Source organism: Halorubrum sp. Ib24, assembly GCF_002252745.1.
Taxonomy (GTDB): Archaea; Halobacteriota; Halobacteria; order Halobacteriales; family Haloferacaceae; genus Halorubrum.
Map to the genome: position 1 here is coordinate 1 of NZ_NHOX01000022.1, position 23,166 is coordinate 23,166.

Below are 23,166 nucleotides of genomic sequence, written 5' to 3' on the forward strand. Positions count from 1 at the left end.
CCGCGGCGGCGTGTTGCGCCCGCTCGGGGACGTCCGGGTGGTCGCCGTCGATCGACGGCGGCGCGAACGCGACCGGTCTGCGCGAGAGCAGCCACGCCGACGCGGCGAACAGTCCGGCGGGGAGCACGACGAGGTAGAGTCCGGCGACGACCCTCGACCCGACCGGAACGCCGGACGCGGCCGCCGCGGGTAGCAGAGCGATCAGGGCCAGCGGGAGGAGCACGCCGAAGGCGTACAGCGCCGAGACGGGGCCGCGGACCTTGCCGACGAACGCCGCGAGCCGGTCGGTCGTCCCGGAGATCGTCGCGTCGAGTGCGCGGTCCAGACACCGTCCCCGCCGCTCTGCCGGCGCTGACGCGGCCGTCCGCACTAACGCGGCGGCGCGGTCGATCGCGGGGAACCACGGTCGCCACTCGCGGGCGAACGCCCGGAGCCCGCTCGTCGGCCCGTCCGCGCTCCCGCGCTCGTGACGCGCCAGCCCGTCCGCGAGCGGTCCGTCCCCGGTGCGGGCGGCGAACCGAACCGCGCGTTCCGCCGACGGGTCCAGTCGCATCCGTAACACGAGACGGCCGACGAGACCGGGGGCCGCACCGAGCGCTCGAGTCCGACGGAGCGCGGCGAGCCCCACCGGTGCTCGATGGACCGCGTGAGTCGCCGCCAACCCTCCGGCGAGCCCAGCGAGCGTACCCGGAACCGGGCCGACGAACGCCGAGAGCGCGACGGCACAGAGGAGGCCGACCCCGAGCCCGACCCGATACCCGAGCTCGACGACTCGTTCGGCCGAGGCCTCCCAGCCGAGGAACGCGACCGCGCGCCGGAGCTCTGCCGACTCGTTCGCGTCGACCCCCTCGCTCGGGGGTGCCGTCGGCGAGCCGTCGGTCGCCTCGTCGACCGCTCCGGTCATTCGATCTCACCGCTCGCGCCGACGGAGTCGACGTACCGCTCCGGCTCCGTCCGACCGGTGGCGACCGCCTCGCGGATCCGCTCGCCCCGTCCCCCGACGGCCGCCCTGATCGACGCGTACGTCTCGTCGGGTCCCGCGAGACGATCGAGGAGTCGGCTCTCGCCGCGGTCGACCCGCCCGGTCGGCGTCAGTCCCTCGTCCGTGCGCTCGAACACCGATTCGAACGCGGCGCCGTCCTCGTGACCGACTACCTCGGCGATCACGTCGACGCGCTGGTCGTCGAGGAGAACGATCAGGTCGGTCGCCGCGAACGACGAGGGCGACACGCCGAGGTCGGAGACCACCCGCTCCCGGACGGCGGCGGGGTCCTCCCCGCGGATCGTCCCGAGCACCGTCTCGCCGGCCGCGCCGACGCGCATCGCCTCGTAGAGGGCCTGCGCCTCCTCGCCGCGGACCTCCCCCACGACGATCGCACCGCCGCCGAGGCGGACCGCGGTCCGGACCGCGTCGCTCGGCGACGGCTCCGCCCCGTCGCCGACGCAGAGCCGCTGCGCGTCTCGCCCGGCGGTCGCTAGGGCGCTCGTCGGGAGCTCGGGCGTGTCCTCTATCAGTATCGACCGCGACTCCGCGGGAAGATCCCAGAGGAGGGCACCGAGCGCGGTCGTCTTTCCCGCACCCCGCCCGCCGGCCACGAGGCCCGTCACGCCCCGCTCGACGGCGACGGAGAGGAGCCCGGCGGCCGCCGGCGTGAGCGTCCCTGCGTCGACGAGTCGTGCGAGCGTCCACGCGTCGGGATCACCGCGGCGGAACGCGAACGAGAGCCCGTCGCTGGCGGGGTCCGTCGTCGCGGCCACGCGGACCCGGCCGGCGTCCGTCTCCAGGGTCGCGTCGAGCGTGGGGCTCGCCCGAGAGAACCCCCGCCCGCTGGTCCGCCGGAGTCGGGACGCGAGCGTGGCGGCCCCCTCGGGCGGGAGTCGCACGTTCGTCCGGCAGCGCTCGCCGTCGACGACGACGCGGAGCGGGTTCTCGGTCACGGGCGCCGAGAGCGTCGCGTCGCTCACGCGCTCGTCGGCGAACACGTGTTCGAACGCCCCGTACCCGCGCGTGTGCCGCCGGAGCACATCGGTCAGCGTCGAGACGGGATCGCCGTCCTCGGCGGCCGTCCGGACCGCGCGGCCGGGCGCTCGCCCGCCCCCGGTCGGATCGTCGAGCAGCCGTCGCTTGGCGTCGTCGAGCCGCCCGACGGCCCCGTCGTCGAGCTCTCGAACCGGCGGCGTGAGGTGGTACGTCCGGAGCGGTCCCGACCCCTCGTACAGCCGGACGGTCGCGCCGGTGTCGAGATCCCAGCGGTCGGCGAGCGCGGCCCCCGGCGGCGGCGCGGTCGCGATCCGCGCCGCCGCGATTCGGGGCCCGGCGTGTGCCCGAAGCACGTCTCCGACCTCGTCTGCCCCTTCGACGATCGCCGACAGCCCGGTCTCCGCGGCGATCCGGGCCGGCGGTCCCTCGCGCCCGGCGGCCTCCCGAGCGGCGCCGACCGGATCGCGCAGCACGCGGTCGGCGAGCCGCGTCTCGTGGAACCCGACGCGCTCGCGGAACCGGCCCGCGGCGACGAGACACGCGGCGGCCCGCCCGGCGTAGGCCCGCTCGCGCCCGCGATGACGGGTCCTGATCACCTCGGCGTCGCGCTCCGCGAGCGCCTCGATGACGGTCGCCAGACAGTCAGGGCTCTCGGCGAGGTCGCCGCGCCCCGGGCAGTCACCGGCGTCGACCGCCAGCACGACGCGGTCGCCGACGCCCGTTCCGACCGGCTCTCTGAACGTCGGCTCGCACCGGCAGTCGCGATCGGCGTCGCTCCACGGCAGCGATCGCAGCGAGGGCTCGCCGCCGCCGATCCGCGACAGCGAGGGGAGATCGAGGTTCACGGCGGGCGTGCTCCCGGCATCGTATATAAGCGATCACCCTACCCTGGTGACCCGGACGGTCGGTCCGCCGTCGTCGACGAGCCGGAGGGCCAGTCGGCTCTCGCCGCCCGGTCGGAGCGCGATCGCGCCGCCGTCGACCGACACGGTCGCGTCCGTGCCGCCGGGACCGATCGGCGCGGTTCGTTCGGGCCCGCCGTCGATCCGATACCGGAGCGCGACGTCCGGGCCGGGTGACGTCTCCTCGGCGACGTTCGCCTCCGCGCCGACCGTCTCTCCGCTGGCCCCCGTTTCCACGATCGCGACGCGGTCGATCGGCGCCGCTCCGAACCCGCTCGGGACGCGGACGGTGACGGTCGTCCGCGCGGCGAGCGACGGGTCCGCGACGCTCACGGAGCCCGCGACGAGGCCGCCGACGGCCCGCTCGACGCGGTCCGCCTCGGCGTCGATCCGCTCGGCGGTCGTGGTCGCCCGGGCGTCTTCCAGCGCCGGGGTCGCGGCCGCGAGGAGGGCGACGGCGACGAGGACCGTGAGGACGACGCGGATCACGGCTCGCCGGCCTCCGTCTCGACTCGCGCCGCGATCCCGGTTCCCGCTCCCCGGTCCAGCTTACAGGGACTCACGGAGCCGGTCCAGCGCCTCGTCCCGCCACGATCCGTCCGCGTCGTCCGACCGCCTCGCGTCGCCCCGTCCCACCCCGCCGTTCCGATCGGCGGCGTCCGACGGGACGGCGGCGTCGAGGGCGTCCTCGCTCGGCACGGCGTCGGCGGTCGCGCCGCCGCTCTGGAGTCGGGTCTCCGTGCCGGCGTCCTCGCCGCGGCTCGCCCTCGCCAGCGCGAGGTCGGCCCGCCGCTCGACCTCGCGGTTGACCGCTCGAATCGATCCGACGTACCCCCGGATCGCCTGCGTGGCGGCCTCCAGCTCCTCGACGCGCGACTCGAGCTCCTCGACGCGCGACTCCAGCGCCTCGCGCTCCGCGGCCGCGGCGGCGCCGTCGCCGAGGTCCGCGACGGCCGCGTCGGACCCGGTCAGGGCTCGCTCGACCGCGCTGAGTCGCTCTCCGAGCCGGTCTCCGCTGCTTCCGTCGCTCGGTCCGCCGGCGCCAGCGGTCTCGTCGCCCTCGGCGGTCGGCCTCTCCCCGCGGCCCGACGTCCGACTTCTCTCGTCGGTGGCGTTCGACATGCTCGCGACTGGCCTCGATTTCGCATTTAAATATCGGGGGGAAAGCGTAATACTCCGGATCGGTTACCGTTCGATCATGAAGGCAGTCCTCCTCGGCGTCGGGCAGGCGGGCGGGAAGCTCACGACCGCCCTCGCGCAGTTCGACGCCGACGCCGGCTACGGCGCGGTGCTCGACGCGCTCGCGGTCAACACGGCCGCGACGGACCTCGACCCGCTCCCGCTCGACACGGTCCTCGTCGGGCAGTCGCGGGTGAACGGCCACGGCGTCGGCGGCGACAACGAGCTCGGCGCCGAGGTGATGGACGAGGACGCGGTCGAGGTGCTCGACGCGCTCGCGTCGAGGGTGACCGCGGAGGCCGAGTCGCTGTTCGTGGTCGCCGGGCTCGGCGGCGGCACCGGCTCCGGCGGCGCGCCGGTGCTCGTCCGGGAGCTGAGCCGGGTGTACGACGTGCCGGTGTACGCGGTCGGGATCCTCCCCGGTCGCGACGAGGGGGCTATGTACCAAGTGAACGCGGGCCGGTCGCTCAAGACGCTGGTCCGGGAGGCGGACGCGACGATCCTGCTCGACAACGACGCGTGGCGCTCCTCGGGAGAGTCGATGGAGGGCGGTTTCGCGGCGATCAACGAGTCGATGGCGAGACGCGTCGGCCTCCTCCTGGCCGCCGGCGAGTCGGTCGAGGGCGTCGCCGAGTCGGTCGTCGACACCAGCGAGGTGATAAACACGCTGCGGGCCGGGGGGATGGCGGCGGTCGGGTTCGCCTCGGCGCCGGCGGCCGAGGACCCCGAGGAGAACGTCACGACCGTGATGAGCACCGTCAGGAGCGCGGTGATGACCGGGATGTCGCTCCCGAACGCGACCGAGGCCGACGCCGCCCTCGTCGCCGTCGCCGGCGACCCCGACCGCATCTCCCGGAAGGGCGCGGAGAAGGCCCGCAAGTGGCTGCAGGAGGAGACCGGCTCGATGCAGGTGCGGGGCGGCGACTTCCCGCTCGACTCCGACCGGATCGCGGCGCTCGTGCTGCTCGGCGGCGTCGAGCGCTCCCGCCGGGTCGAGGCGTTCCTCGAGCGCGCCCGACAGGCGGTCCGCGACGAGCCGGAGGCGGAGCCGGACCCCGCGGCGGCGTTCGACAACGACGAGCTCGACGACCTCCTCTGAGCGGCGCGTCGGCCGCGTCGGTGCGCCGGACGGAACGACGGGCGGGGCCGCCCGTCCGGGGAGCGGCGGGGCAGGTTCCGCACCTTTTTGTTGCCGCCCGGTGGAGTCGTTTCCGATGAGTAACCCGTGGGACGACTGGGACCACGTGCTGAAGGTCGATCCCGACAAGGAGCTGCGGGACGGCGAGACCTTCGAGGACGTCTGCCGCACCGGCGCCGACGCGATCGAGATCGGCGGGACCCTCGACATCACCGCGGAGAAGATGACGCGCGTCGTCGACGCCGCGGCCGAGTACGACGTCCCGCTGTATCAGGAGCCGTCGAACCCGGGCGTCGTCGTCGATTCGCCGGCGCTCGACGGCTACCTGATCCCGACCGTGTTCAACGCCGGCGGGCCCTTCTGGATCACCGGCGCCCACAAGGAGTGGGTCCGGATCGACGAGCTCGACTGGGACCGGACGCACACCGAGGCGTACATCGTCCTCAACCCGGACGCCGCGGTCGCCGAGCTGACGAACGCGAACTGCGACCTCGCGGCCGACGACGTGGGGGCGTACGCGAAGGTCGCCGAGCGGATGTTCGGCCAGGAGATCGTCTACGTCGAGTACTCGGGCACCTTCGGCGACACGGAGAAGGTCTCGGCCGCGCACGACGCGCTCGACGACGCCACGCTCTTTTACGGCGGCGGGATCGGCGACTACGAGTCCGCGAACGAGATGGCCGCCCACAGCGACGTGATCGTCGTCGGCGACCTGCTCCACGACGAGGGCGTCGACGCCGTCCGCGAGACGGTGAAGGGCGCGAAGGACGCCTGAAGCGACCGGTATCGTCTCGCCCCGGACGCCGGCTACCCCGCGTACCCGTCGACCATGTTCTCGACGTACTTCGCGATCACGTCGACCTCCAGGTGGACCGGGTCGCCGACCGACTTCTCCGAGAGCGTCGTGAGCTCGTAGGTCGTCGGGATGATCGCGACGTCGAACTCGCCGTCGCGCTTCTCGGCGACCGTCAGCGAGATGCCGTCGAGCGTCACCGACCCCTTGTCGACGAGGTAGTCCGCGTGGCCCTCGGGGATCGCGAACGCGAACCGCCAGTCCTCGCCGACGCGCTCGATCCCCGTCACCTCGGCGACGGTGTCGACGTGGCCCTGCACGACGTGGCCGTCGAACCGGCCGTCGGCGGGCATCGCGCGTTCGACGTTGACCGCGTCGCCCTCGCCGACGTCGCCGAGGTACGTCTTCGCGACCGTCTCGCTCGCGAGAAACACCTCGAACCAGTCGCCGCCGGCGTCCGACCTCTCGTCCCGGACCGCGTACTCCTCGACCGTGAGACAGACGCCGCTGACGCTTATCGACTGGCCGTGGTGGAGGTCGTCGAACCCGTCGACGCCGATCCGAAGTCGGAGCCCGTCAGCGGTCTCGGTCCGGTCGCGGACCGTGCCGGTGTCCTCGACGATGCCGGTGAACATACCCGATCTGGGCGCGCGCGACACATATCGGTTCGGTGTTCGGGGCGGCTCGCGCTCCGGGACGGCCGGCGGTTCGACGCGATCGGGCGCCGTGCCGCCGTCGGCGGCGCCCGAGCGACCGCCGCCGCGTCGCTTTTGAACGCCGGGCGCGAATCGGGGGTCAATGAACCTCGGCCTGATGGATATGATCGGGCTGGCGGCGTCGCTCGTCTTCGCGCTGCCGCTCGCGAACTACGCCGTCATCCGGCTGGCCGCCGGCGAGATCGCGCTCGGCGCCGGACTGCTCGTCGTCGCCGTCGCGATGGTCGTGCTCCCGCAGTACTTCCTCGACCCGGCCCGGATCCTCCGCGGGCTGGTCTCGGGACTGCTCCCTCGACAGCTCCGGGGGGAAGACGACGCCGCCGTCTCCGAGGGCGATTCGATCGAGAAGTAGCTCGGTCCGGCTTTCACTCCCGCCGCCGGTCCGCGAGCGTGACGGCGAGAACCGCGAGCCCGCCGGCGACGACTCCGAACCCGGGCGTCTCGAGGTCGAGGCCGCCGCTCCCCTCGACGCCGACCTCCTCGTCGACGATGAGCACCTCGCGGGAGTCCGACTCGTTGACCGCCTCGTTCCCGCGGACGGTCAGCGTCGCGCGGTCGCCGTGGCTCGTCCGGCTCAGGTCGAACGTCGCGCTCGCCGTGCCGTTCTCGACGGACGCCTCCTCCGTCATGAGGAAGGCCGGGCTCGCGTCTCCGGCCGAGCGGATCCGGAGGTTCACGGTCTCGCCGTCGTCGACCGCCACCGGCACGCTCACCTCGCTCTCCGCCGGAGCGACGACGATGTCGGCCGCTTCGACATCCGCCTCGGTGACCGTGGCAGGCTCGGCCGATCCGCCATCGCTTCCGTCTCCGTCGCTCCCGTCTGCGTCGTCTCCGTCGCTCCCGTCTGCGTCGTCTCCGTCGCTCCCGTCTGCGTCGTCTCCGTCGCTTCCGTCGTTTTCGCCCTCCCCGCCCGTTGCGTCTTCGACGACGAGGGTACCGACGTCGACGGTGTCGCCGCCGACGAGCACCTCCGCGTCGTAGCTACCGGGAGCGATCTCCTCGCTGAGGGAGGTCTCGTAGTCGGTCTCGACTTCGGCGCCGCCGTCGGCCGTCAGCGTGGCGCCGCCCCCGCCGGTTCGGGCGTGGTCGAAGACGAGGGTCGTGACGCCGTCGCCGTCCGGCGTCACGGTGGCGCGGAGCTCGTACCCGGCCTCCTCTTCGCCGCCGACAACGACCTCGAACGCGTCGACGCCGTCGGTTTCGACGGGAATCTCGGCGGTTCCGTCCTCGCCCACGGTGACGACGTCCGCGTCGAGGTCGGCGGTTCCGTCGGCGGCGACGGCTCCGGTCCCGGCGACGACGACGCCGACGAGCGCGAACGCGGCGACCAGAAGCGTCACCGCGGTCGGGAGTCTCTTTCTCGCGATACGCCGCACCGACTCGGAGCCGGCAGTCTCGCCGGTTCTGATGGAGGGATCGGATCGCATGCGTCTCGGCGTTCGACCGGCGGCCGAAAAGGGGCGCCGATAGCTCAAACAGCGGTCGTAGCTATCCGCCGCTCACCCGCGCTTCTCCGGCACGATCCCGAACGGGTACTCCGCCAGGATCTCGTACCCGTCGTCGGTGACGACGACGAGGTCCTCCAGCCTGACGCCGCCGACGTCCGGCTCGTAGACGCCGGGCTCGACCGTCACGACGTGGCCCGGCCGCAGCTCGCCGGCGCCGGTCAGCGACGGCGACTCGTGGAGGCTCACGCCAACGCCGTGGCCCGTGCCGTGCGTGAACCCCGTCTCCCCCTCGCCGGCGTTCGGGTCGAAGCCGTAGGCGGCCAGCTCGGCGGCCGCCTCGCCGTGGACGGTCTTCGCCGGGACGCCCGGCTCGACCTCCGCGAGCGCGGTCTCGCGCGCCGACTCGACCGCGACGTACGCGCGGCGCTCCCAGCCGCCGTCCCCGTCGACGACGAACGTCCGGGTCATGTCGCCGTAGTAGCCGTCGGGCCCCCGCGGCGAGATATCGAGGAGGACAGTCTCGCCCGGTCGGACGGGCTCGTCGCCGACGTAGTGGAGGTCCGCGGCCGACGGGCCGGCGCCGATCACGGTGTTGCCCGCGTCCCAGACGCCCCGCGCGGCGAGGGCCGCGTTCACCTCTCGGCGGAGCCGCTCGGTCGTCAGGGGGGCGCCCTCCCAACGGAGGACCGGTCTCCCCGCCTCGTCCTCGCCGGCCTCGCCGTCCGCCAGCACGGTCTCGGCACGCGCCATCCCCGCGGCCGTCGCGCGCTGGGCGCGGCGGAGGCGGTCGAGTTCGGCGGCCGTCTTCCGCGCCCGCGCCGCCGTCACCGCGTCGGTCGACGAAAGCTCGTTGCCGGCGCGTTCGAGGTAGACGGCGGCGTCGTGAGGGACAGACGACGGGACGAGGAGGGTGTGGTCGGTATCCGATCCGTCGACCAACTCGGCGACCGCCGCGGCCGCGCGCTCCCCGGCGTGGTCGCCGACGTTCTCGGTCCGCACCTCGCGGGCGACGCCGTCGTGGGCATTGGTCTCGTCGCCGGGGTCCTCGCCGTCGCCGGGATCGTCGTCCTCGCCGTCGCCCCGAGCCCTCGCGCCGGCGACGAACTCGCGCCGGGCCTGCTCGTCGAACAGGGCGGGGGCACAGCAGACGGCGCGGCCGACGTCGGCCCCGTTTTCCCGGTCGTCGCCGCTCGCGCCGTCCGGGATCACGACCAGCGCGTACGGCCGATCCGGTCCCGAAAATCGGGTGAGGTACCGGAGGTCGTCGTCGAAGCGGTCGCCGACCGCGACGAACGCGTCGGCACCGGCGGCCTCGACCGCCTCGACGACCGGAGCGAGATCGGTGCGGAGGGGTCGGAGCGCGTGAGTGGTTCCGGCGGACGCGTCGTCGCTTTCCGCGTCGTCGCCCTCGTCTCCCCCGTCGCTCACGGCTCCGGTTCGGGGACCGCCAGCTCGGCCTGGACCTCCTCGATGAGCTCTTCGGGGGTCTCGTCGCGGAGCTCGTTGAACAGGAGGACGCTGATCGGAAGCGTCGGCGCCCCGCTTATCAGGCTCTCCATGATGACGAGCCGTTCGCGGGCGCGGGACATCCCGACGTAGAACACCCGACGTTCGTTGTCGGTGAGGACGGGGACGGGGCTCGTCGCCTTCGTGAACTCGTCGACGCCCTCGACGTCGGTCGGGTCGTCGATGGAGGCCGCCATCTGCTCGACGACCTTCTCGGTGAGGTCGGTCGCGACGAACACGTGGTCGGCCTCGCGGCCCTTCGCGGAGTGGATGGTGCCGACGCGGACGCGGGTCGGGTCCATTCCCCCGTAGTCGCCGTCGAAGTACGCGCCCATCGACTTCCGCTGGAAGCTCGTCACCTTCCGGACCATGTCGTCGGCGCTCGCGGTGTCCGGCATGAACGGGATGTGCTCGTCGAGCTCCTCGGACGTCACCTCGATCAGCGAGACGTCGTCGGCGTCGGCGGCCTCCTCGCGGTCGTCGAGGAAGTCGTAGAACTCGTCGCGGTCGTGGGTCCCGAACGCGGAGTCCTGGAGCATGTCGGCGAGTCGCCGGGCCTCCAGCCCGTTGACGGGGTCGCCCGCCTCGGACTTCTCGATGGCGCTGACGTAGTCCTGCACGCGGTCGGTCCACATCCGCCCGTCGGTGAGCATCGTGAACGGGATCCCGTGGTCGATGAACTCGTCGATGAAGTCGAACATCTGGTACCGGGCGCGGAACAGGCACATCACGTCGCCCTCGTCGTCCTCGACCGTGTACCGGACGTTCCGGACGAGTTCGATCATCGACGGCGACTGGATCGCCTCGACGGTGCCGCCCTCCTTGCGGGGGTGGAGGTCCTTCTCCTGGCGCTTGTCGATGTGGCGGATCTCCGCGTTGACGACGTTGAGGATCTCGGAGGGGAGCCGGTAGGAGTTCGGGAGGACGACGTCCTCGTCCACGTCGGTGTCGAGGAGGAGGTCGGGGTCGGCGCCCTGCCACGCGTAGACGACTTGGTCGTCGTCGCCGGCGATGAGCACCTTCTTCATGTGCGGCCGCCACTCCTGGAAGACGTTGTACTGCAGCGTCGTGATGTCTTGGAACTCGTCGATGATCAGGTAGTCGACGCTGGGGACGAGCGACCGCTGCGCGACCCGTTCGAGCATGTCCGCGAAGCCGACGAGGTCGTTGTCGCCCTTGTAGGTCCGCCACGCGCGGATCGTCTCGGGGATGTCGATCCGGTCGTCGTCGGAGGGCCACGTCGGCGTGTACTTGTTCCCCTGCTGGGCGTTGGGGTCCTCCTCGGGCGGGAGCCGGACCTCCTCGACGTTCCACTGGAATGGCACGTCGTACCAGTCGGCGACGTCGCGCTCGGTGCGCTGGAGCCACTGCGAGGTGGCGATGATCTTGTTCCCGATCGTCGTCGACCGGGCGGTCCGGCGGCCGGCGCCGCCGTGCTGGTCCTCGAACTCGATGCCGTACTCCTCGCAGAACGCCTCCTTGTCGTCCTCGCCGACGACGTCGCCGCGGGAGAGGTCCAACAGCTCGTACGCCTTCGCGTGCATGGTGCTGACGTTCCCCTGGAGGCTGCGCGGGGAGACGTCGAGCCGCTCCGCGAGGCGCTCGCGGATCTCGGCGGCGGCCGCGCGCGTGTACGAGACGACGAGCACGTCGCGGACGTCGGCGTCGCCGTCCTCGAGGATCCCCTCGACGCGATCCAGTAGCGCCGTGGTCTTCCCGCTGCCCGGACCGCCGAACAGTCGCGTCACCGTGGGCTCGGTCATTGTGTATCCCTAATCCCGGTTCTCCTTAACCCTTTTTCAAGCGCTAAGTCCTCTTCCTCAAAGAGAACGCAGGGAGAAGCCTGAGTAGCGCAGTGGAAGGATACAGCGCCGTCGTTGTTTCTAAATACTCTACAACGACCGATCCACAGCCCCCCGTCATCTTCATGTATATATAATATATATACATTGGTGATGGATAGATTTGAAATCGAAGGCGAGGAAGTGCTTGACGGCACTGCAAAACCGTCTGGTAATAGTGCCCACGTCATCGTTCCCAAACGCTGGCGTGGGGCCGACGTGAAGGTCGTCCGCGTCTCTGACCCCGACTCAGACCAGTAGGCCATGCAGTACAACTACAAGTATCGACTCGACCCGTCAGAAGCCCTCCACCAGGAACTCTGCTACCATGTCGATACCTGTAGGCAACTGTACAACCATGTCCTCTACCTGCTCAACGACGCAGACGACATTCCTGCACGCTACGAGGTGCAGGGACGACTCCCCGATCTCAAATCGTGGTGGGACGACCTCGAAGACGTTCACTCGAAAGTGTTGCAGATGGTCGTCAAGCGTGTCTACGACAACCTCTCCACGCTCAAAACACAGAAAGAGAACGGACGCGCTGTGGGGATGCTCAAGTGGAAACCTCCCCGGGAGTATCGGTCGCTTACCTACAACCAGTCCGGCTTCGAACTCAAGAATACGAGTGGTCGGTCCGTGCTGTGGTTGAGCAAAATCGGCGAGATTCCAATTCGCCTCCATCGAGACATCCCTGAGAACGCGACCATCAAACAGGTCACCATCAAACGGGAGCCAACGGGGGAGTGGTACGCTACGTTCGGTATCGACGTGGACGAAGACTCCCCCAACAAACCGGAGACGCCCGCGAAGGTCGTCGGTATCGATGTGGGGATTATCAAGTACGCCCACGACACCGATGGGTACGCCATCGAGAGTCCTGACTTCAGCGAGGAGCGCAACCGACTCGAACGCGCCCAACGCGACCTCTCCCGAAAGGAATACGGCTCGAACAACTGGGAGAAACAGCGAAAGGTCGTAGCCGGACGCCACGCTGACCTGAAGCGGAAGCGACGAGACTTCCTCCACAAGTTGTCGAACTACTACGCCACCGAGTACGATTTGGTGGCGGTCGAGGACTTGGACGCGAAGGGACTGCTTGAACTTCCCGGCAACTCTCGCAATCGAGCGGGAGCTGCGTGGGGGACATTCCCACGGATGCTCGAGTACAAGTGCGAGCGCGAGGGAACGCATTTCGTTGCGGTTGACCCGAAAAACACAACAAAAATATGCGCGTCCTGCGGTGTCAAGACAGACAAACCGCTGTGGGTTCGTGAACAATCGTGTCCCGCGTGTGGGTTCGAGGCGGATAGGGACGCGAATGCGGCGTGGAACATCCTTTCTCGTGGTCTCGAAGATTTAGGAGTGGGACACTCCGAAGTAACGCCTGTTGAGACTGCGCTCCCTGTGGATACACCCGTATCTGCAAAGCGCGTCGTGGAAACAGGAAGCCCAACCCTCAAGCAGCGACCGGCGTTAGCCGTGAGCGAGTAGGGTGGGGTAGTTCACACGCCGTGGCTCGGCGTCGCTCCCGTCGAAACGCTACGATCCCGTCGACTGATAGGTCAGTTGCTTCGCGTCGCGCGCGCTTCCCGAACGTCGGCGCCGTCGCGGACGAGGTCCTCGCAGGCCGGGCAGACGCGGGGACGGTCGACCTCGTTCGGGGTGAACACCCGAACGTAATCGGTCGTGACGAACGAACCGCAGTTCTGGCAGGTCGGCATGGTCGTCACTATCGATTGATGACACATAATACTGCCGCCGAGTGCAACCGAAAGAAAACCGCTCACCGCCCGTGCGCCGTCGTCGGCGTCAGGTCGGGCGCCAGTCGCAGACGTCACACCGCGCCGTTCCCTCGGGGTGGAGCGCACCACACTCCGGACACTGAAGCTTGTTATAGGATCGCTCCCAGCGTACGATCTCGGTCTCGTGGCCGCGATCGGACAGGAACTCGTCGAGCACGTCGTCGTCCGAACTGGGTGCACTACTAGACATGCATGCTAGTCAATGGCACGCGAGTATATATATTTTCTCGTGGTTCTCACTGAACCGTCATATCGACCACGAACGATCGGTTATCTCGTCCGAAGGTGTTCGTGTCCCTACATCAGCGCGTCGCGCCGCGGCTCGTGTGAACTATTCTCACCTCTCGCATTCTCACCTCTCGCTCTCCGAACGGCGCGCGCCGGTGACGGGTGCGGTCGTTCGCAGTCGGGGGCGAGGGTGCGGTCGTTCGCAGTCGGGCGGTCCCGACGGTCCGGCCGCCCCGCCTACCAGGGCTCGTTCTTCAGCCCGAGGAGGTAGGCGCCGACGTTCGTGACCACGTGGAGGACGGGCGTCATCACGAGGACGGCCGCCAGGACCCCGGGCGTGAACGTCGCCAGCGCCCAGTCGGTGTCGACGACGAAGACGGCCAGCAGCGCCCCGGCGACGAAGTCGAGCTGGTCCAGCCCGGGGAACGCCGCGCCGCGTTCGCGCCCCGAGCGTCGCTTGAGAAAGGAGGCGCCGATGTCGCCGCACATCGCGCCGAACGCGAGCGCGACCGCCGCCGGGAGCGCGAACGTCGGGAGCTCGACCCCGAGGGCGGCGCTCGCGGGGTCGTTGAGCGCGTTGAGCGCCAGCGCGAGGACGACCCCCACGAGGGTGCCGACCGCCGTGCCGCGCCACGTCTTCCCGTCGCCGAGCAGGCGCGCCCCGCGCCACTCCCGACCGCCGTCGATGGGACGGCCGCCGCCGGCGAGCACCGCGGCGTTGTTGGGCACGTACGCGGGCACCATCGCCCAGAACGCCGTCGCGACGAGCGAACCGATCATACTCGGTCCACTCCTGTCGTCGATTTATAAACCACGATCCGTCTCGCCCGGCGGTCCTCGCGGGCGATCTCTCGGGCGGTTACGCGGGCGATCTCTCGAGCGGTTACGCGGGCGAACTCGTGTGCGGTCGCGCGGCCACGACACCGGTCGACGGTCACCGAGACCGCCCGTTTCGACAACAGTGAAGTCGTCGCCGCCCTCATAGCCGGTATGATCCCTCCGATCGCGCGCCGCTTCGTCGCCGGCGAGAGCGTCCCGGAAGTCCTCGACCACGTCCGGGCGTGTAACGAGGACGGCGTCGCCGTCGTCGTCAACCTGCTCGGCGAGCACTACGACGACCCCGCCGACGCCCGCGCCGACGTCGACGCCTACCTCGGACTGATCGACGACATCGCCGACAGCGGCCTCGACGCCCGCGTCTCGGTGAAGCCCTCCCAGATCGGGCTCGAGGTCTCCGCCGATCTGTTCGAGGAGCACTACCGCGAGATCGTCGCTCGCGCCCACGAGCTCGACGCCTTCGTCTGGTGCGACATGGAGGACGCCGACACCACCGACGCCACCCTCGACGCCTTCGAATCGATCGCCGCCGACTACCCGTGGAGCGTCGGCCAGTGCGTCCAGTCCAACCTCAGGCGCACCCGGGAGGACCTCGACCGCCTCGTCGACGTCCCGGGCGAGATCCGGCTCGTGAAGGGGGCGTACGACGAGCCGGCGTCGGTCGCGTACACGGAGAAGTCGCGGGTCGACGAGGCGTACCGCGAGGACCTCCGCTTCCTCTTCGAGCGCCGGGACCGGGGCGTCGCCGTCGGCAGCCACGACCCCGCGATGATCTCGCTGGCCGACCGGCTCGCACGCGACCACGGCACCGACTACGAGGTGCAGATGCTGATGGGGGTCCGGGAGGACGCCCAGCGCGACCTCGCCGCGCAGGGCGTCGACGTGGTCCAGTACGCGCCGTACGGCGACAAGTGGCTCTCCTACTTCTACCGGCGCGTCCGCGAGCGCCGGGAGAACCTGACGTTCGCGCTGCGCGCCGTCGCGGGTCGGTGAGTCCGTCGTCCGGCGCATTCGCGGCCGACGTGCTCGTCGACCCCCCGCTCGCCGAGCGGTCCGGTAGAAGCCCTCTTAAGGGTCGACGCCGCATACCAACGCGATAGATGTCCACGTGGAAACGCGACTTCGCCAGCGGGCTCATCGTGTTGGCGCCCCTCCTAGTCCTCCTCCTCGTCATTCAGTGGATCTACCGCTACATCGCCTCGATCCCACTCATCGAGGGACTCCAGCCCGCGATCATCCCCGGCCCGCTGGAGCCGATCTCCCGTGTGATCATCGCGCTCGCGGTGTTCGCGACCGTCGTCCTCGCGGTCGGCTACTTCATGCGGACGACGTTCGGACGGATCGCGGAGTCCGCCGTCGACGGCGCCATCAACCGGATCCCGGCGCTACGCGTCGTCTACAACGCCTCCAAGCTCGCGATCGAGACGGCCGTCTCCGGGACGGACGAGCTCCAGAGCCCGGTGTACATCGAGACGTGGCCGGGGATCCGCATGACGGCGTTCCGGACCGGCAAGAAGACTCGCGACGGGAAGATCGTCTTGTTCATGCCGACGGCGCCGAACATCACCACCGGCTTCGTCATCGAGGTCGAGCCCGAGCGCATCGAGGAGACCGGCGAGACCGTCGAGGAGGGGATGACCCGCGTCCTCTCGGCCGGCTTCGCCGAGTCCGCGCATCAAGTCCCCGTTCATGAGGAGGCGCCTCCCGACGACGGCCCCGGTCGCCCGGGCGGCGTCGGCGGCGTCCGCACCGACGGCACACCCGGAGAGTCGGAGCGCCCCTCGACGGACGGCGGCAACGACTGAGCGCGCCGGAAGTCGCGTGAGAGAAGGGGGCACGGCGCGCGGCGCGAGGCAACCCGACGCACCGCGGAGCGTCCGAGACCGCGTCGCCTACAGGTACGTGAACCAGTCGTCGTGGTCGTCGGTCCGCCGCTCGACGAGGTCGAAGAACGCCTGCTGCAGCTCCTCGGTGACCGGGCCGCGGGTGCCCGCGCCGATCTCGGTGTCGTCGACGGAGCGGATCGGGGTGACCTCGGCGGCGGAGCCGGTGAAGAACAGCTCGTCGGCGGTGTACAGCTGGCCGCGGGAGATGACGGCCTCGTCGTGGACCTCGTAGCCGCGTTCCTCCGCCAGTTCGATGACGGTGTCGCGGGTGATCCCCTCGAGGATGGACTGCGCCGGCCCGGTGGTGTAGATCTCGCCGTCGTTCACCATGAACACGTTCTCGCCCGGGCCCTCGGCGACGTTCCCCTCCTTGTTCAGGACGATGGCCTCGACGTAGCCGTTCCGGCGGGCCTCCTCGCCCGCGAGCATGGAGTTGACGTAGAGGCCGGTGGTCTTCACGTTCGTCGGCACCTGCGAGGAGGCGTGCTTCCGCCACGAGGAGACCATCACGTCGACGCCCTCCTCGAGGGCCTCCTCGCCGAGGTACGCGCCCCACGGCCAGGCCGCGAGCACGAGGTCGGTCGGGCAGTCCTTCGGCGAGACGCCGAGGGAGTCGTAGCCGTAGTAGGCGATCGGGCGGATGTACGCGGAGTCGAGGTCCTGCCGGTCGAGGAGTTCGAGGGTCGCGTCGGTGATCTCCTCGCGCGAGTGCTCGACCTCCATGTCGTACATCTTCGCGGAGTCGAACAGTCGGTCGAGGTGCTCCTCCCACCGGAACACCGCCGGTCCGCGGTCGGTGTCGTAACAGCGGACGCCCTCGAACACGCCGCTCCCGTAGTGGAGCGCGTGGGTCAGAACGTGGGTCGTCGCGTCCTCCCAGTCGAGGAACTCCCCGTTCTTCCAGATCGTGTCGACGTCCATCTCGTCGAATCCCATAATCTGTGGTTGCGGCCGTCGGTCTTAAATCTGCGACATGCGGAGGACGCGACGACGACGCCCGAACTACCGCCGGAGTCCTCGCTGCTCGGTTATCCGCAGTCGCTGACGGATCGTCGGCGAATCACTCCAAAGCCCCAGCCGGTCGGGTATAAACGGTTGATACCGGGTCGGCGGTGAATCACTCCAAAGCCCCAGCCGGGAGGCGGGCGCACGCTCGCTGCGCTCCTCAGTCGCTCGTTTCACTCGCTCCCTACGGTGCTTCCGTCGCCTGCGCCCGCCTCCCGGCTGCCCCTTTGCGTCCACCCGACCGCAACCGCACCGCACCTCACGCCTCCCCAGCCTCGGCGGACGGCCCGGCGCGGCTCCGCCCGCGCCGGACCGCCGCCTCCCTCGCACGCGCTCCTCGTGGCCGCCTTCGGCGACCACTCGAAGGCGCGCAGGGCGAGAGCAAAGCTCTCGCTTGCAGCCGGCGGCAGAGCCGCCGGCGACGCCGACGGCACCGCGTTCGGTTATTTAAACGCCTCGACGAGGGCCGCGCCCTCGACGTACGGGATCCCGCGGCGGCGGGCGTACGCCTCGGCGTCCGCGGGCGCCAGCGCGGTGCCGGTCTCGTCGTCGAGCATCTCGCAGACCACGGCGGCGGGCGCGGAACCGACCGCCTCGGCCATCGCGAGCCCGAGCTCCGTGTGGCCGGTCCGGCCGCCGAGCCCGTCGCGGTCGCCGCGGAGCACGTGGACGTGGCCGGGCGCGCGGAACTCCGCCGCGAAGTCCTCCGGGGCGTATCCCGCGGGGTCGGCGTCGACGGCGGCGGCCGCGCCCGCGAGCTCGACGATGGTCCGCGCGCGGTCCTCGTCCGTGATCCCGGTGAACGTCTCGCGGTGGTTCACCGGGAGCGAGAAGGAGGAGCGGTCGTCGTAGTCGGGGTCGTCGTCGACCGCGGGGTGATCGAGCGCGTCGGCGAGGAACGGGAGCCCGAACGCGTCCGCGACGGGGTCCGCCACCGCGACGCAGATCAGCCCGCCGGCGTCGTTGCGCATGTGCGCGACGGCGGCCTCGTCGACGGCGCCGGCCGGGTAGACGATGTCCGTCTCGCCCTCCCGGTCGGCGAAGTCGTCGACGCAGACGGGGTCGCCGGCGCGGAAGGCGTCGAGCGCGCGCTCGACCGACTCGGCCGCGTCGGTCGGCTCCCCGTCGGCGGTCACTCCGGCCTCGGCTTCGGGGGCGACCTCCGCGTCGCCGTCGGCGTCGACGTCGGCGCGCATCAGGCCACCTCCGTCTCGGGGGCGTCGGATTCGTCGTCGTCGCTCTCGCCGGGGTCGTCCGCCCGGCTCGTCGCGGCCACCCGGACCTCGATCTCGTCGCCGTCGTCCAGGTCGAGCGCGTCGCGGAGCCGCTCCGGGGCGATCAGCTCCAGTTGGTCGTCGTCGTGGTGGGTCCGATCGGGGACGATCGCGTGGACCTCCTCGTAGCGCTCGTCGCCGGCGACGAGGGTGACGCCGTAACACGAGGCCGCGCCGTAGGTGCGGTCCTCGTCCTCCCACGCGTCGATGGGGACCGCGTCGATGCCGGCCATCTCGCCGCGGCGCCGGACGCTCTCCTCGGTCAGGTCGACGTTGAGCGTGCCCGGGAACGGCTCGTAGCCGAGGCGCTCGCGGAACTGCTCGGCGTAGCCGGGCAGGGTGATGTAGTGGCGCCCCTCGCCCATCCCGCCGGTGACGGCGCCGCGGAGGACGAGCTCGACGTCGGTCTCGAACAGCCGGCGGTAGTCGGCGTACTCGGCGCGGAGGGCCGCCTCGCCCGCGTCGGTGACGCGCACCCACTGGCCGTCGCCGACCACGTCGCGCTCGATGTACCCCGCGGACTCGAGGGTCTGCAGCCGCCGGGAGGCCGTCTGCGTCGAGGCGTCGAGGCGGTCGCCCAGCGCCGCGCACGACACCTTCGTCTCGGTCAGGCCGCCGACGAGCCCGACGTGTTTCAGGGCCGCGATCGCGGCCGGGTCGGGGTCCGTCGTCGCCGTCGCTTCTGCCATAGTCGAACCTCGGTCGCCCGCACGCAAAAGAGTAACGAATATGGGATGCGTCCCAAAAACGTTAAACAGGTTTAGGTTCGCTATCGGGAGCGAACAGGGGACCGTTTCGACTGTATCTCGGGCAGGCGACTACCTAGTTCCGTCGGTATCGGCGGTGCTCGTCGCGAGCTGCGACCGTCGCCGTCGCCTGCGAACCACCCGCGTGCGGGTCGTCGAAAGGTAAGGTACAAATACGAACGGCGATTGGTTCCGGGTGCGGGCTCGTAGATCAGCGGCAGATCGCTTCCTTCGCAAGGAAGAGGCCCGGGGTTCAAATCCCCGCGAGTCCACTCCTTCACTCACTTCGTTCGTTCAGTCGTTCCCTCGCGTGGTCCCGTTCGCTGACGTCGCCGGCGCTTCGCGCCGGCTTCAAGAGGGACCGAAGGCCCCTCTCTGCTCACGGGACCCCCGCGAGTCCGTATTTTTGTTGTGAGCGACGGCGTTCGCGATCCGGATCCAATTTAATTCTCTGTGAGATGGGCGTGCTGTATTCAGCATGCTTTCCGTGAATTGTTACTAGTTGAGGGGTTTCAACAAAATCTTAGTAGTACGACGCGACGTGTGTATAAAATATTTCACGTGGCTATTTTATAAAAGAACCAGCCGTATAGCAAAAAGAAGGTTGCAAGTGTTAAAACGGCAAAAAAGGCAAAAGTGGGTTTCAGACTGAAATCTAAAATGGCTATCGTAGAAAGGAATCCGGTCGCAGTGAGTAGGAAAATCATTAGAACAAGACGCTTAGCTGATTCTTCTATTTCTTTGGCTGGTGTGTTGCCCTCTGCATCATCCAAATAGAATCGAAAACTCAAGAAAACGACCGGTAGGAGTAGCGCTGTGGCTTGAACAAGTGTGAGAGCCACAGCGTCGACTTCAGAGTAATCAGCCATTAATATCTAATATGTGAATGCATTCAAATATAAATCTGTGTTCGGTAACCCCATAGACCGTGGTGACAACAGATTAAATTTTCAACAGAGCCAGATCGATCCAAAGAGAACTACACCAAAACTGGGAATATTCAATTTGCAGTCAAACCGACTGAATGTGCGCCTCGCTTGAATGATTCCGATAATGTGTCTTACCGGGATTCGTCCAGTTTTTAATCTCTAGTTCCCCCGCAAGAATGCTCCGCGACGACACCACCGCAATCTTGCGTCCCTCAGCTCGATACCACACAAGCACGTAGCCGCCGTCCTCGCGACCGAGCGTCCGGTGCTGATCCTCCCAGAACTTGAGCGTCGGCCGGACGCCATTCGTCATCGATCCCTTCACGTCCCACGACCGACCGTCTTCCTCGTCGGTCGCATCGAACTTGAGCCCGCCAACCTCGGGATAGTCAAGCTCGATCGGATAGTTGTCGGCCGCCCACGTCTCGGCGATTTTTCCGTAGTAGCCGACGATGGCGGGGTCGTAACTCATCGGTCGATCTTTTTGGGTTGCGGTTGGCACTCGAGATCTCCTCACGAGTCGAACGTCGATCGACCGAATCCGGTCGTGATCCACCCGCGCGGATCTCCTTGTCGATCGCCTCCTGTCGCTTCAAGTTGTCAGCGAGAGTGATTATTCTGGTGACCGCAACGGCGCCGCCGAGGATCGTGGCGGCCGTCGTTAAGACGAGGCCGATCCCGAGCTTGGGATTGAAGATGTGCTTGACGACGGCGAGATCCCAGCGAACAGCGCATGCACGTCCAGCGACTCGACCGCGGTGTGTACGTCGTCCGCGCGGTCGCCGATGGAACGATTCCTAATCTCCCAGAGGGAATCCGATGAAACCCGCTGGAAGGGGGTTCTCGACGCGACCCCGTGGGGTTCGACGTAGATGTATTCACGATCCGCGATCTATGCACTTCGCCGTGAACTATGGGCGCGAAAGGTGCATCAAATCAAACGAGCTTTCGACCCGATCGGCGCAGTCCCTCGTCGTCGATACTGAGAGTATAAGAACAAAATCGCGTCAGTCGAGATCGACGGGTTCGGGACCCCCATGCATACAGAGGGTTATGAATGACTCGTCGAACTAGCCTCAAGATCACCGACGAACGCGAGCGTCAGCTTGAAAAGGCGAGAGAGGTCGTCGCGAGCGGTCCCAACGACAACCCACCGATGAGCGTGGTCATTGACGCCGTGCTCGCCTACCTGGTGGAGAGTGAAGAGAACATTCGGAACGCTCGTGACGAGTACGACCCAGTGACTATTCAGGAAGTGTGTAACACATCAGCAATTGGACTCGAATACCGAACGCGGATAAAAAGTCGGTGGCGAAATTAGGGACTTGTGTAGTCCGTTGTACTGGAGTTCCCAATATTGATCGGTGAGGCCAGTTCCTCAGTCCGATCAAGAATGATGGAATCACTGGGCGTGTGAATGATCCGTACCCGAACATCAGTGGTGTTGGATCCTCCATTAACACTCGCTTCGACAGAATCGCCTACAGTGAGTGCAGGTGAAACTGTTCCCTCATTACTCTCCGTTCCCGACGCATTGCTAACAATTACCTCTAAGCTATCGGAATCAATCCGATCTCCTCCGTTGTGCTCAATCGTAACGGTGTCTGTGTCCGTGTCGAAACTCACGTCAAGTTGCGCCGTCGGCTGACTATCTCCGAGCGAGTCACCCAGACCGAGCACGAACGTCCCGATGACGGCGGCCAGGATCACGGTGATTGCGACCATGAGGATGACTCCGATAACGGGACTCACCGCGCGGTCGTCCGAATTGAACAGGTTGCTTGGTTTCATAGTTTGAACCCAGCGGTCCACCGATCAAACGGCCGTTCCGTTCCGATCGGTTGCTGGTTACTCTCCGATTAACCGTACCCCCTTATGTACTTACTGGCATAAATATCAGAGGCGAAAATTAGCTCCACACGGTCAACTACGTTGACCTGTAAGCGATCCGTATGGAACCCACGGCCCGGTCCCCCGCCCGAACGTACAGCGATCGCGTCTATCCGGACCCGTGGGAGACGGTCCTCGACTACCGCCGCGTGCGGGAGTACGCCGCCGAGCACCCGAGCGCCGGCCGGGTGCGCGTCGGCAACGCCCTCGACCTCCCGAACGAGCGCGTCAGGGGGTGGCTCGAAGGCACGGTCCCCGACCCGGTCCGAGCGATCGACGCGGCGATCGACCGCGGCTGGCTCGATCCGGACCCCGAGGGCGAGGCGGCCGCCGCGCTCGTCGCGCTGATCGCGCACGTCCTCGCCGGCGGGAGCGTCTCCGCCGAGAGCTACGTCCCCGCGGTGACACCGGGCGAGCTGGTCGACGCCGCGGAGATCCGCCGCGCCTTCGAGCGCGTCGACGTCGAGACGACGCGCCGGAACGCCGACGCCGCCGGCCGCGCGACCGAGGTCGTCCCCACCCGCGACGGGACGGTCCTCGGTCGGTGCCTCGTCACGACGGGCGTGCCGACCGGCGCGAAGACGTCGCTCGACCGGCTCCCGTCGGTCGTGTGGGAGGTGCCGCGCCCGGTCCGACGGTCGTTCGCGCGGACCTACGTCCGCCACCGCGGGCTGAACTACGCGGGCAAGTCGACGACCCGGATTCAGGTCGACCGGCCGGGCTCCTTCGTCGCGGACCTGCGGGACCTGCTCGCGGCCGTGCTCGACGGGCGCGTCACCGCGTCCGACGCCGGGATCACCGTCTCGGCCGACGCCGCGCGGGAACTCGGCGTGGAGTAGCGCCGGCCGCCGTCGGTCCCGTTTTGTTGAAAGCGATTAAATACTCTCGGCGAATCGGTCCGGATATGGGCGTCTCAGAGATACTCGAGGGAAAGAACCTCTCGCATCGCCAGATGGGTGCGATCATGATCGGCTGGCTGGTGCTGGTCACCGTCGTCTCCGTCGAGCTGCTGCTGTACACGTCGTTCAACTTCGCGTAGCGCGCGGTCGACGAGTCCGGCGG

The 23,166-nt window shown here is 68.6% G+C and carries 25 protein-coding genes, 1 tRNA gene and 1 pseudogene; 10 read left to right on the forward strand and 17 right to left on the reverse strand.

Going from position 1 to position 23,166, the window contains the following annotated elements:
- The 4 genes and pseudogenes from DJ82_RS05135 to DJ82_RS05150 all read right to left on the reverse strand — a co-directional run.
- Positions 1–904 (reverse strand): annotated as a pseudogene (locus tag DJ82_RS05135) (type II secretion system protein); the annotation flags it as partial.
- The gene (locus tag DJ82_RS05140; protein WP_094581221.1) at positions 901–2,826 is read right to left on the reverse strand and encodes an ATPase, T2SS/T4P/T4SS family; all 1,926 of its coding nucleotides are present in this window, start codon (positions 2,824–2,826) and stop codon (positions 901–903) included. The gene DJ82_RS05140 and the pseudogene DJ82_RS05135, both read right to left, overlap by 4 nt.
- A gap of 33 nt (positions 2,827–2,859) precedes the next feature.
- Positions 2,860–3,372, reverse strand: a complete 513-nt coding sequence (locus DJ82_RS05145) for a hypothetical protein (RefSeq protein ID WP_094525267.1) — start codon at positions 3,370–3,372, stop codon at positions 2,860–2,862.
- Between the two features lie 60 nt (positions 3,373–3,432).
- Positions 3,433–4,005, reverse strand: coding sequence for a hypothetical protein (locus tag DJ82_RS05150; RefSeq protein ID WP_094525266.1), 573 nt, complete (start codon positions 4,003–4,005; stop codon positions 3,433–3,435).
- A 76-nt stretch (positions 4,006–4,081) separates the two neighbouring features.
- Between DJ82_RS05150 and DJ82_RS05155 the strand changes: the two genes are divergently transcribed.
- Both DJ82_RS05155 and DJ82_RS05160 read left to right on the forward strand, forming a co-directional pair.
- A complete protein-coding gene (locus DJ82_RS05155; RefSeq protein ID WP_094581222.1) occupies positions 4,082–5,161 on the forward strand; it encodes a tubulin/FtsZ family protein in 1,080 nt (359 codons plus the stop codon).
- A 115-nt stretch (positions 5,162–5,276) separates the two neighbouring features.
- Complete coding sequence (locus DJ82_RS05160; protein WP_094581223.1) at positions 5,277–5,975, forward strand: phosphoglycerol geranylgeranyltransferase; 699 nt, start codon at positions 5,277–5,279, stop codon at positions 5,973–5,975.
- Positions 5,976–6,007: 32 nt separating this feature from the next.
- Here DJ82_RS05160 and DJ82_RS05165 read toward each other — a convergent pair whose 3' ends face one another.
- The gene (locus tag DJ82_RS05165) at positions 6,008–6,628 is read right to left on the reverse strand and encodes a riboflavin synthase (protein ID WP_094581224.1); all 621 of its coding nucleotides are present in this window, start codon (positions 6,626–6,628) and stop codon (positions 6,008–6,010) included.
- A 163-nt stretch (positions 6,629–6,791) separates the two neighbouring features.
- On the opposite strand from DJ82_RS05165, the gene DJ82_RS05170 reads away from it, so the two are divergent.
- A complete protein-coding gene (locus DJ82_RS05170) occupies positions 6,792–7,061 on the forward strand; it encodes a hypothetical protein (protein WP_094581225.1) in 270 nt (89 codons plus the stop codon).
- Between the two features lie 13 nt (positions 7,062–7,074).
- Here the strand turns inward: DJ82_RS05170 and DJ82_RS05175 are convergent, their stop codons facing one another.
- The 3 genes from DJ82_RS05175 to DJ82_RS05185 all read right to left on the reverse strand — a co-directional run bounded on the left by DJ82_RS05175 (position 7,075) and on the right by DJ82_RS05185 (position 11,426).
- Positions 7,075–8,136: a BGTF surface domain-containing protein gene (locus DJ82_RS05175; RefSeq protein ID WP_094581226.1), complete on the reverse strand. Its 1,062-nt coding sequence runs from the start codon at positions 8,134–8,136 to the stop codon at positions 7,075–7,077.
- A 72-nt stretch (positions 8,137–8,208) separates the two neighbouring features.
- Complete coding sequence (locus tag DJ82_RS05180; protein WP_094581227.1) at positions 8,209–9,585, reverse strand: Xaa-Pro peptidase family protein; 1,377 nt, start codon at positions 9,583–9,585, stop codon at positions 8,209–8,211.
- Positions 9,582–11,426, reverse strand: coding sequence for a UvrD-helicase domain-containing protein (locus tag DJ82_RS05185; protein WP_094525259.1), 1,845 nt, complete (start codon positions 11,424–11,426; stop codon positions 9,582–9,584). Before DJ82_RS05185 ends, DJ82_RS05180 begins: the two co-directional genes overlap by 4 nt.
- Before the next feature lie 192 nt (positions 11,427–11,618).
- Here DJ82_RS05185 and DJ82_RS14420 point away from each other — a divergent pair, with 192 nt between their 5' ends.
- Positions 11,619–11,765, forward strand: coding sequence for a DUF2080 family transposase-associated protein (locus DJ82_RS14420; protein WP_394338188.1), 147 nt, complete (start codon positions 11,619–11,621; stop codon positions 11,763–11,765).
- Between the two features lie 3 nt (positions 11,766–11,768).
- Positions 11,769–12,998 carry an RNA-guided endonuclease TnpB family protein gene (locus DJ82_RS05190; RefSeq protein WP_094581228.1) on the forward strand — a complete coding sequence of 410 codons (1,230 nt, stop codon included), beginning with the start codon at positions 11,769–11,771 and terminating at the stop codon, positions 12,996–12,998.
- A gap of 71 nt (positions 12,999–13,069) precedes the next feature.
- On the opposite strand, the gene DJ82_RS14925 is transcribed toward DJ82_RS05190, so the two are convergent.
- The 3 genes from DJ82_RS14925 to DJ82_RS05200 all read right to left on the reverse strand — a co-directional run bounded on the left by DJ82_RS14925 (position 13,070) and on the right by DJ82_RS05200 (position 14,317).
- Positions 13,070–13,228, reverse strand: coding sequence for a hypothetical protein (locus DJ82_RS14925; RefSeq protein ID WP_008002314.1), 159 nt, complete (start codon positions 13,226–13,228; stop codon positions 13,070–13,072).
- 88 nt (positions 13,229–13,316) lie between these two features.
- Positions 13,317–13,499 carry an HVO_0416 family zinc finger protein gene (locus DJ82_RS05195; RefSeq protein ID WP_092565639.1) on the reverse strand — a complete coding sequence of 61 codons (183 nt, stop codon included), beginning with the start codon at positions 13,497–13,499 and terminating at the stop codon, positions 13,317–13,319.
- A gap of 275 nt (positions 13,500–13,774) precedes the next feature.
- Positions 13,775–14,317 carry a CDP-2,3-bis-(O-geranylgeranyl)-sn-glycerol synthase gene (locus DJ82_RS05200; protein WP_094525257.1) on the reverse strand — a complete coding sequence of 181 codons (543 nt, stop codon included), beginning with the start codon at positions 14,315–14,317 and terminating at the stop codon, positions 13,775–13,777.
- A gap of 210 nt (positions 14,318–14,527) precedes the next feature.
- Between DJ82_RS05200 and DJ82_RS05205 the strand changes: the two genes are divergently transcribed.
- Together DJ82_RS05205 and DJ82_RS05210 are read left to right on the forward strand one after the other, a co-directional pair.
- Positions 14,528–15,367 carry a proline dehydrogenase family protein gene (locus DJ82_RS05205; protein ID WP_094525256.1) on the forward strand — a complete coding sequence of 280 codons (840 nt, stop codon included), beginning with the start codon at positions 14,528–14,530 and terminating at the stop codon, positions 15,365–15,367.
- A 107-nt stretch (positions 15,368–15,474) separates the two neighbouring features.
- Positions 15,475–16,179: a DUF502 domain-containing protein gene (locus DJ82_RS05210; RefSeq protein WP_094525255.1), complete on the forward strand. Its 705-nt coding sequence runs from the start codon at positions 15,475–15,477 to the stop codon at positions 16,177–16,179.
- 87 nt (positions 16,180–16,266) lie between these two features.
- On the opposite strand, the gene DJ82_RS05215 is transcribed toward DJ82_RS05210, so the two are convergent.
- From DJ82_RS05215 to DJ82_RS05225, 3 genes are all read right to left on the reverse strand, one after another.
- Complete coding sequence (locus DJ82_RS05215) at positions 16,267–17,196, reverse strand: branched-chain amino acid transaminase (RefSeq protein ID WP_094581229.1); 930 nt, start codon at positions 17,194–17,196, stop codon at positions 16,267–16,269.
- Between the two features lie 512 nt (positions 17,197–17,708).
- Entirely contained in the window at positions 17,709–18,461 is a 753-nt protein-coding gene (ribB, locus tag DJ82_RS05220; protein ID WP_094581230.1) for a 3,4-dihydroxy-2-butanone-4-phosphate synthase, read from the reverse strand.
- Positions 18,461–19,228, reverse strand: coding sequence for a DUF120 domain-containing protein (locus tag DJ82_RS05225; RefSeq protein ID WP_094521896.1), 768 nt, complete (start codon positions 19,226–19,228; stop codon positions 18,461–18,463). The genes ribB and DJ82_RS05225 overlap by 1 nt, the downstream gene beginning before the upstream one ends.
- Before the next feature lie 257 nt (positions 19,229–19,485).
- Between DJ82_RS05225 and DJ82_RS05230 the strand changes: the two genes are divergently transcribed.
- Positions 19,486–19,557 (forward strand) — tRNA-Ala (locus tag DJ82_RS05230).
- 285 nt (positions 19,558–19,842) lie between these two features.
- On the opposite strand, the gene DJ82_RS14425 is transcribed toward DJ82_RS05230, so the two are convergent.
- The 3 genes from DJ82_RS14425 to DJ82_RS05245 form a co-directional block, all read right to left on the reverse strand.
- A complete protein-coding gene (locus DJ82_RS14425) occupies positions 19,843–20,154 on the reverse strand; it encodes a hypothetical protein (RefSeq protein WP_141212901.1) in 312 nt (103 codons plus the stop codon).
- 142 nt (positions 20,155–20,296) lie between these two features.
- The gene (locus tag DJ82_RS05235; protein ID WP_241881430.1) at positions 20,297–20,716 is read right to left on the reverse strand and encodes a hypothetical protein; all 420 of its coding nucleotides are present in this window, start codon (positions 20,714–20,716) and stop codon (positions 20,297–20,299) included.
- A gap of 815 nt (positions 20,717–21,531) precedes the next feature.
- Positions 21,532–22,005: a type IV pilin gene (locus DJ82_RS05245; RefSeq protein WP_094557393.1), complete on the reverse strand. Its 474-nt coding sequence runs from the start codon at positions 22,003–22,005 to the stop codon at positions 21,532–21,534.
- 161 nt (positions 22,006–22,166) lie between these two features.
- On the opposite strand from DJ82_RS05245, the gene DJ82_RS05250 reads away from it, so the two are divergent.
- Together DJ82_RS05250 and DJ82_RS15470 are read left to right on the forward strand one after the other, a co-directional pair.
- Positions 22,167–22,943 (forward strand): hypothetical protein, encoded by a 777-nt coding sequence (locus DJ82_RS05250; protein WP_094581231.1) that lies wholly within the window; start codon positions 22,167–22,169, stop codon positions 22,941–22,943.
- Positions 22,944–23,008: 65 nt separating this feature from the next.
- Entirely contained in the window at positions 23,009–23,143 is a 135-nt protein-coding gene (locus DJ82_RS15470; RefSeq protein ID WP_275093920.1) for a hypothetical protein, read from the forward strand.
- Positions 23,144–23,166: the final 23 nt, after the last annotated feature.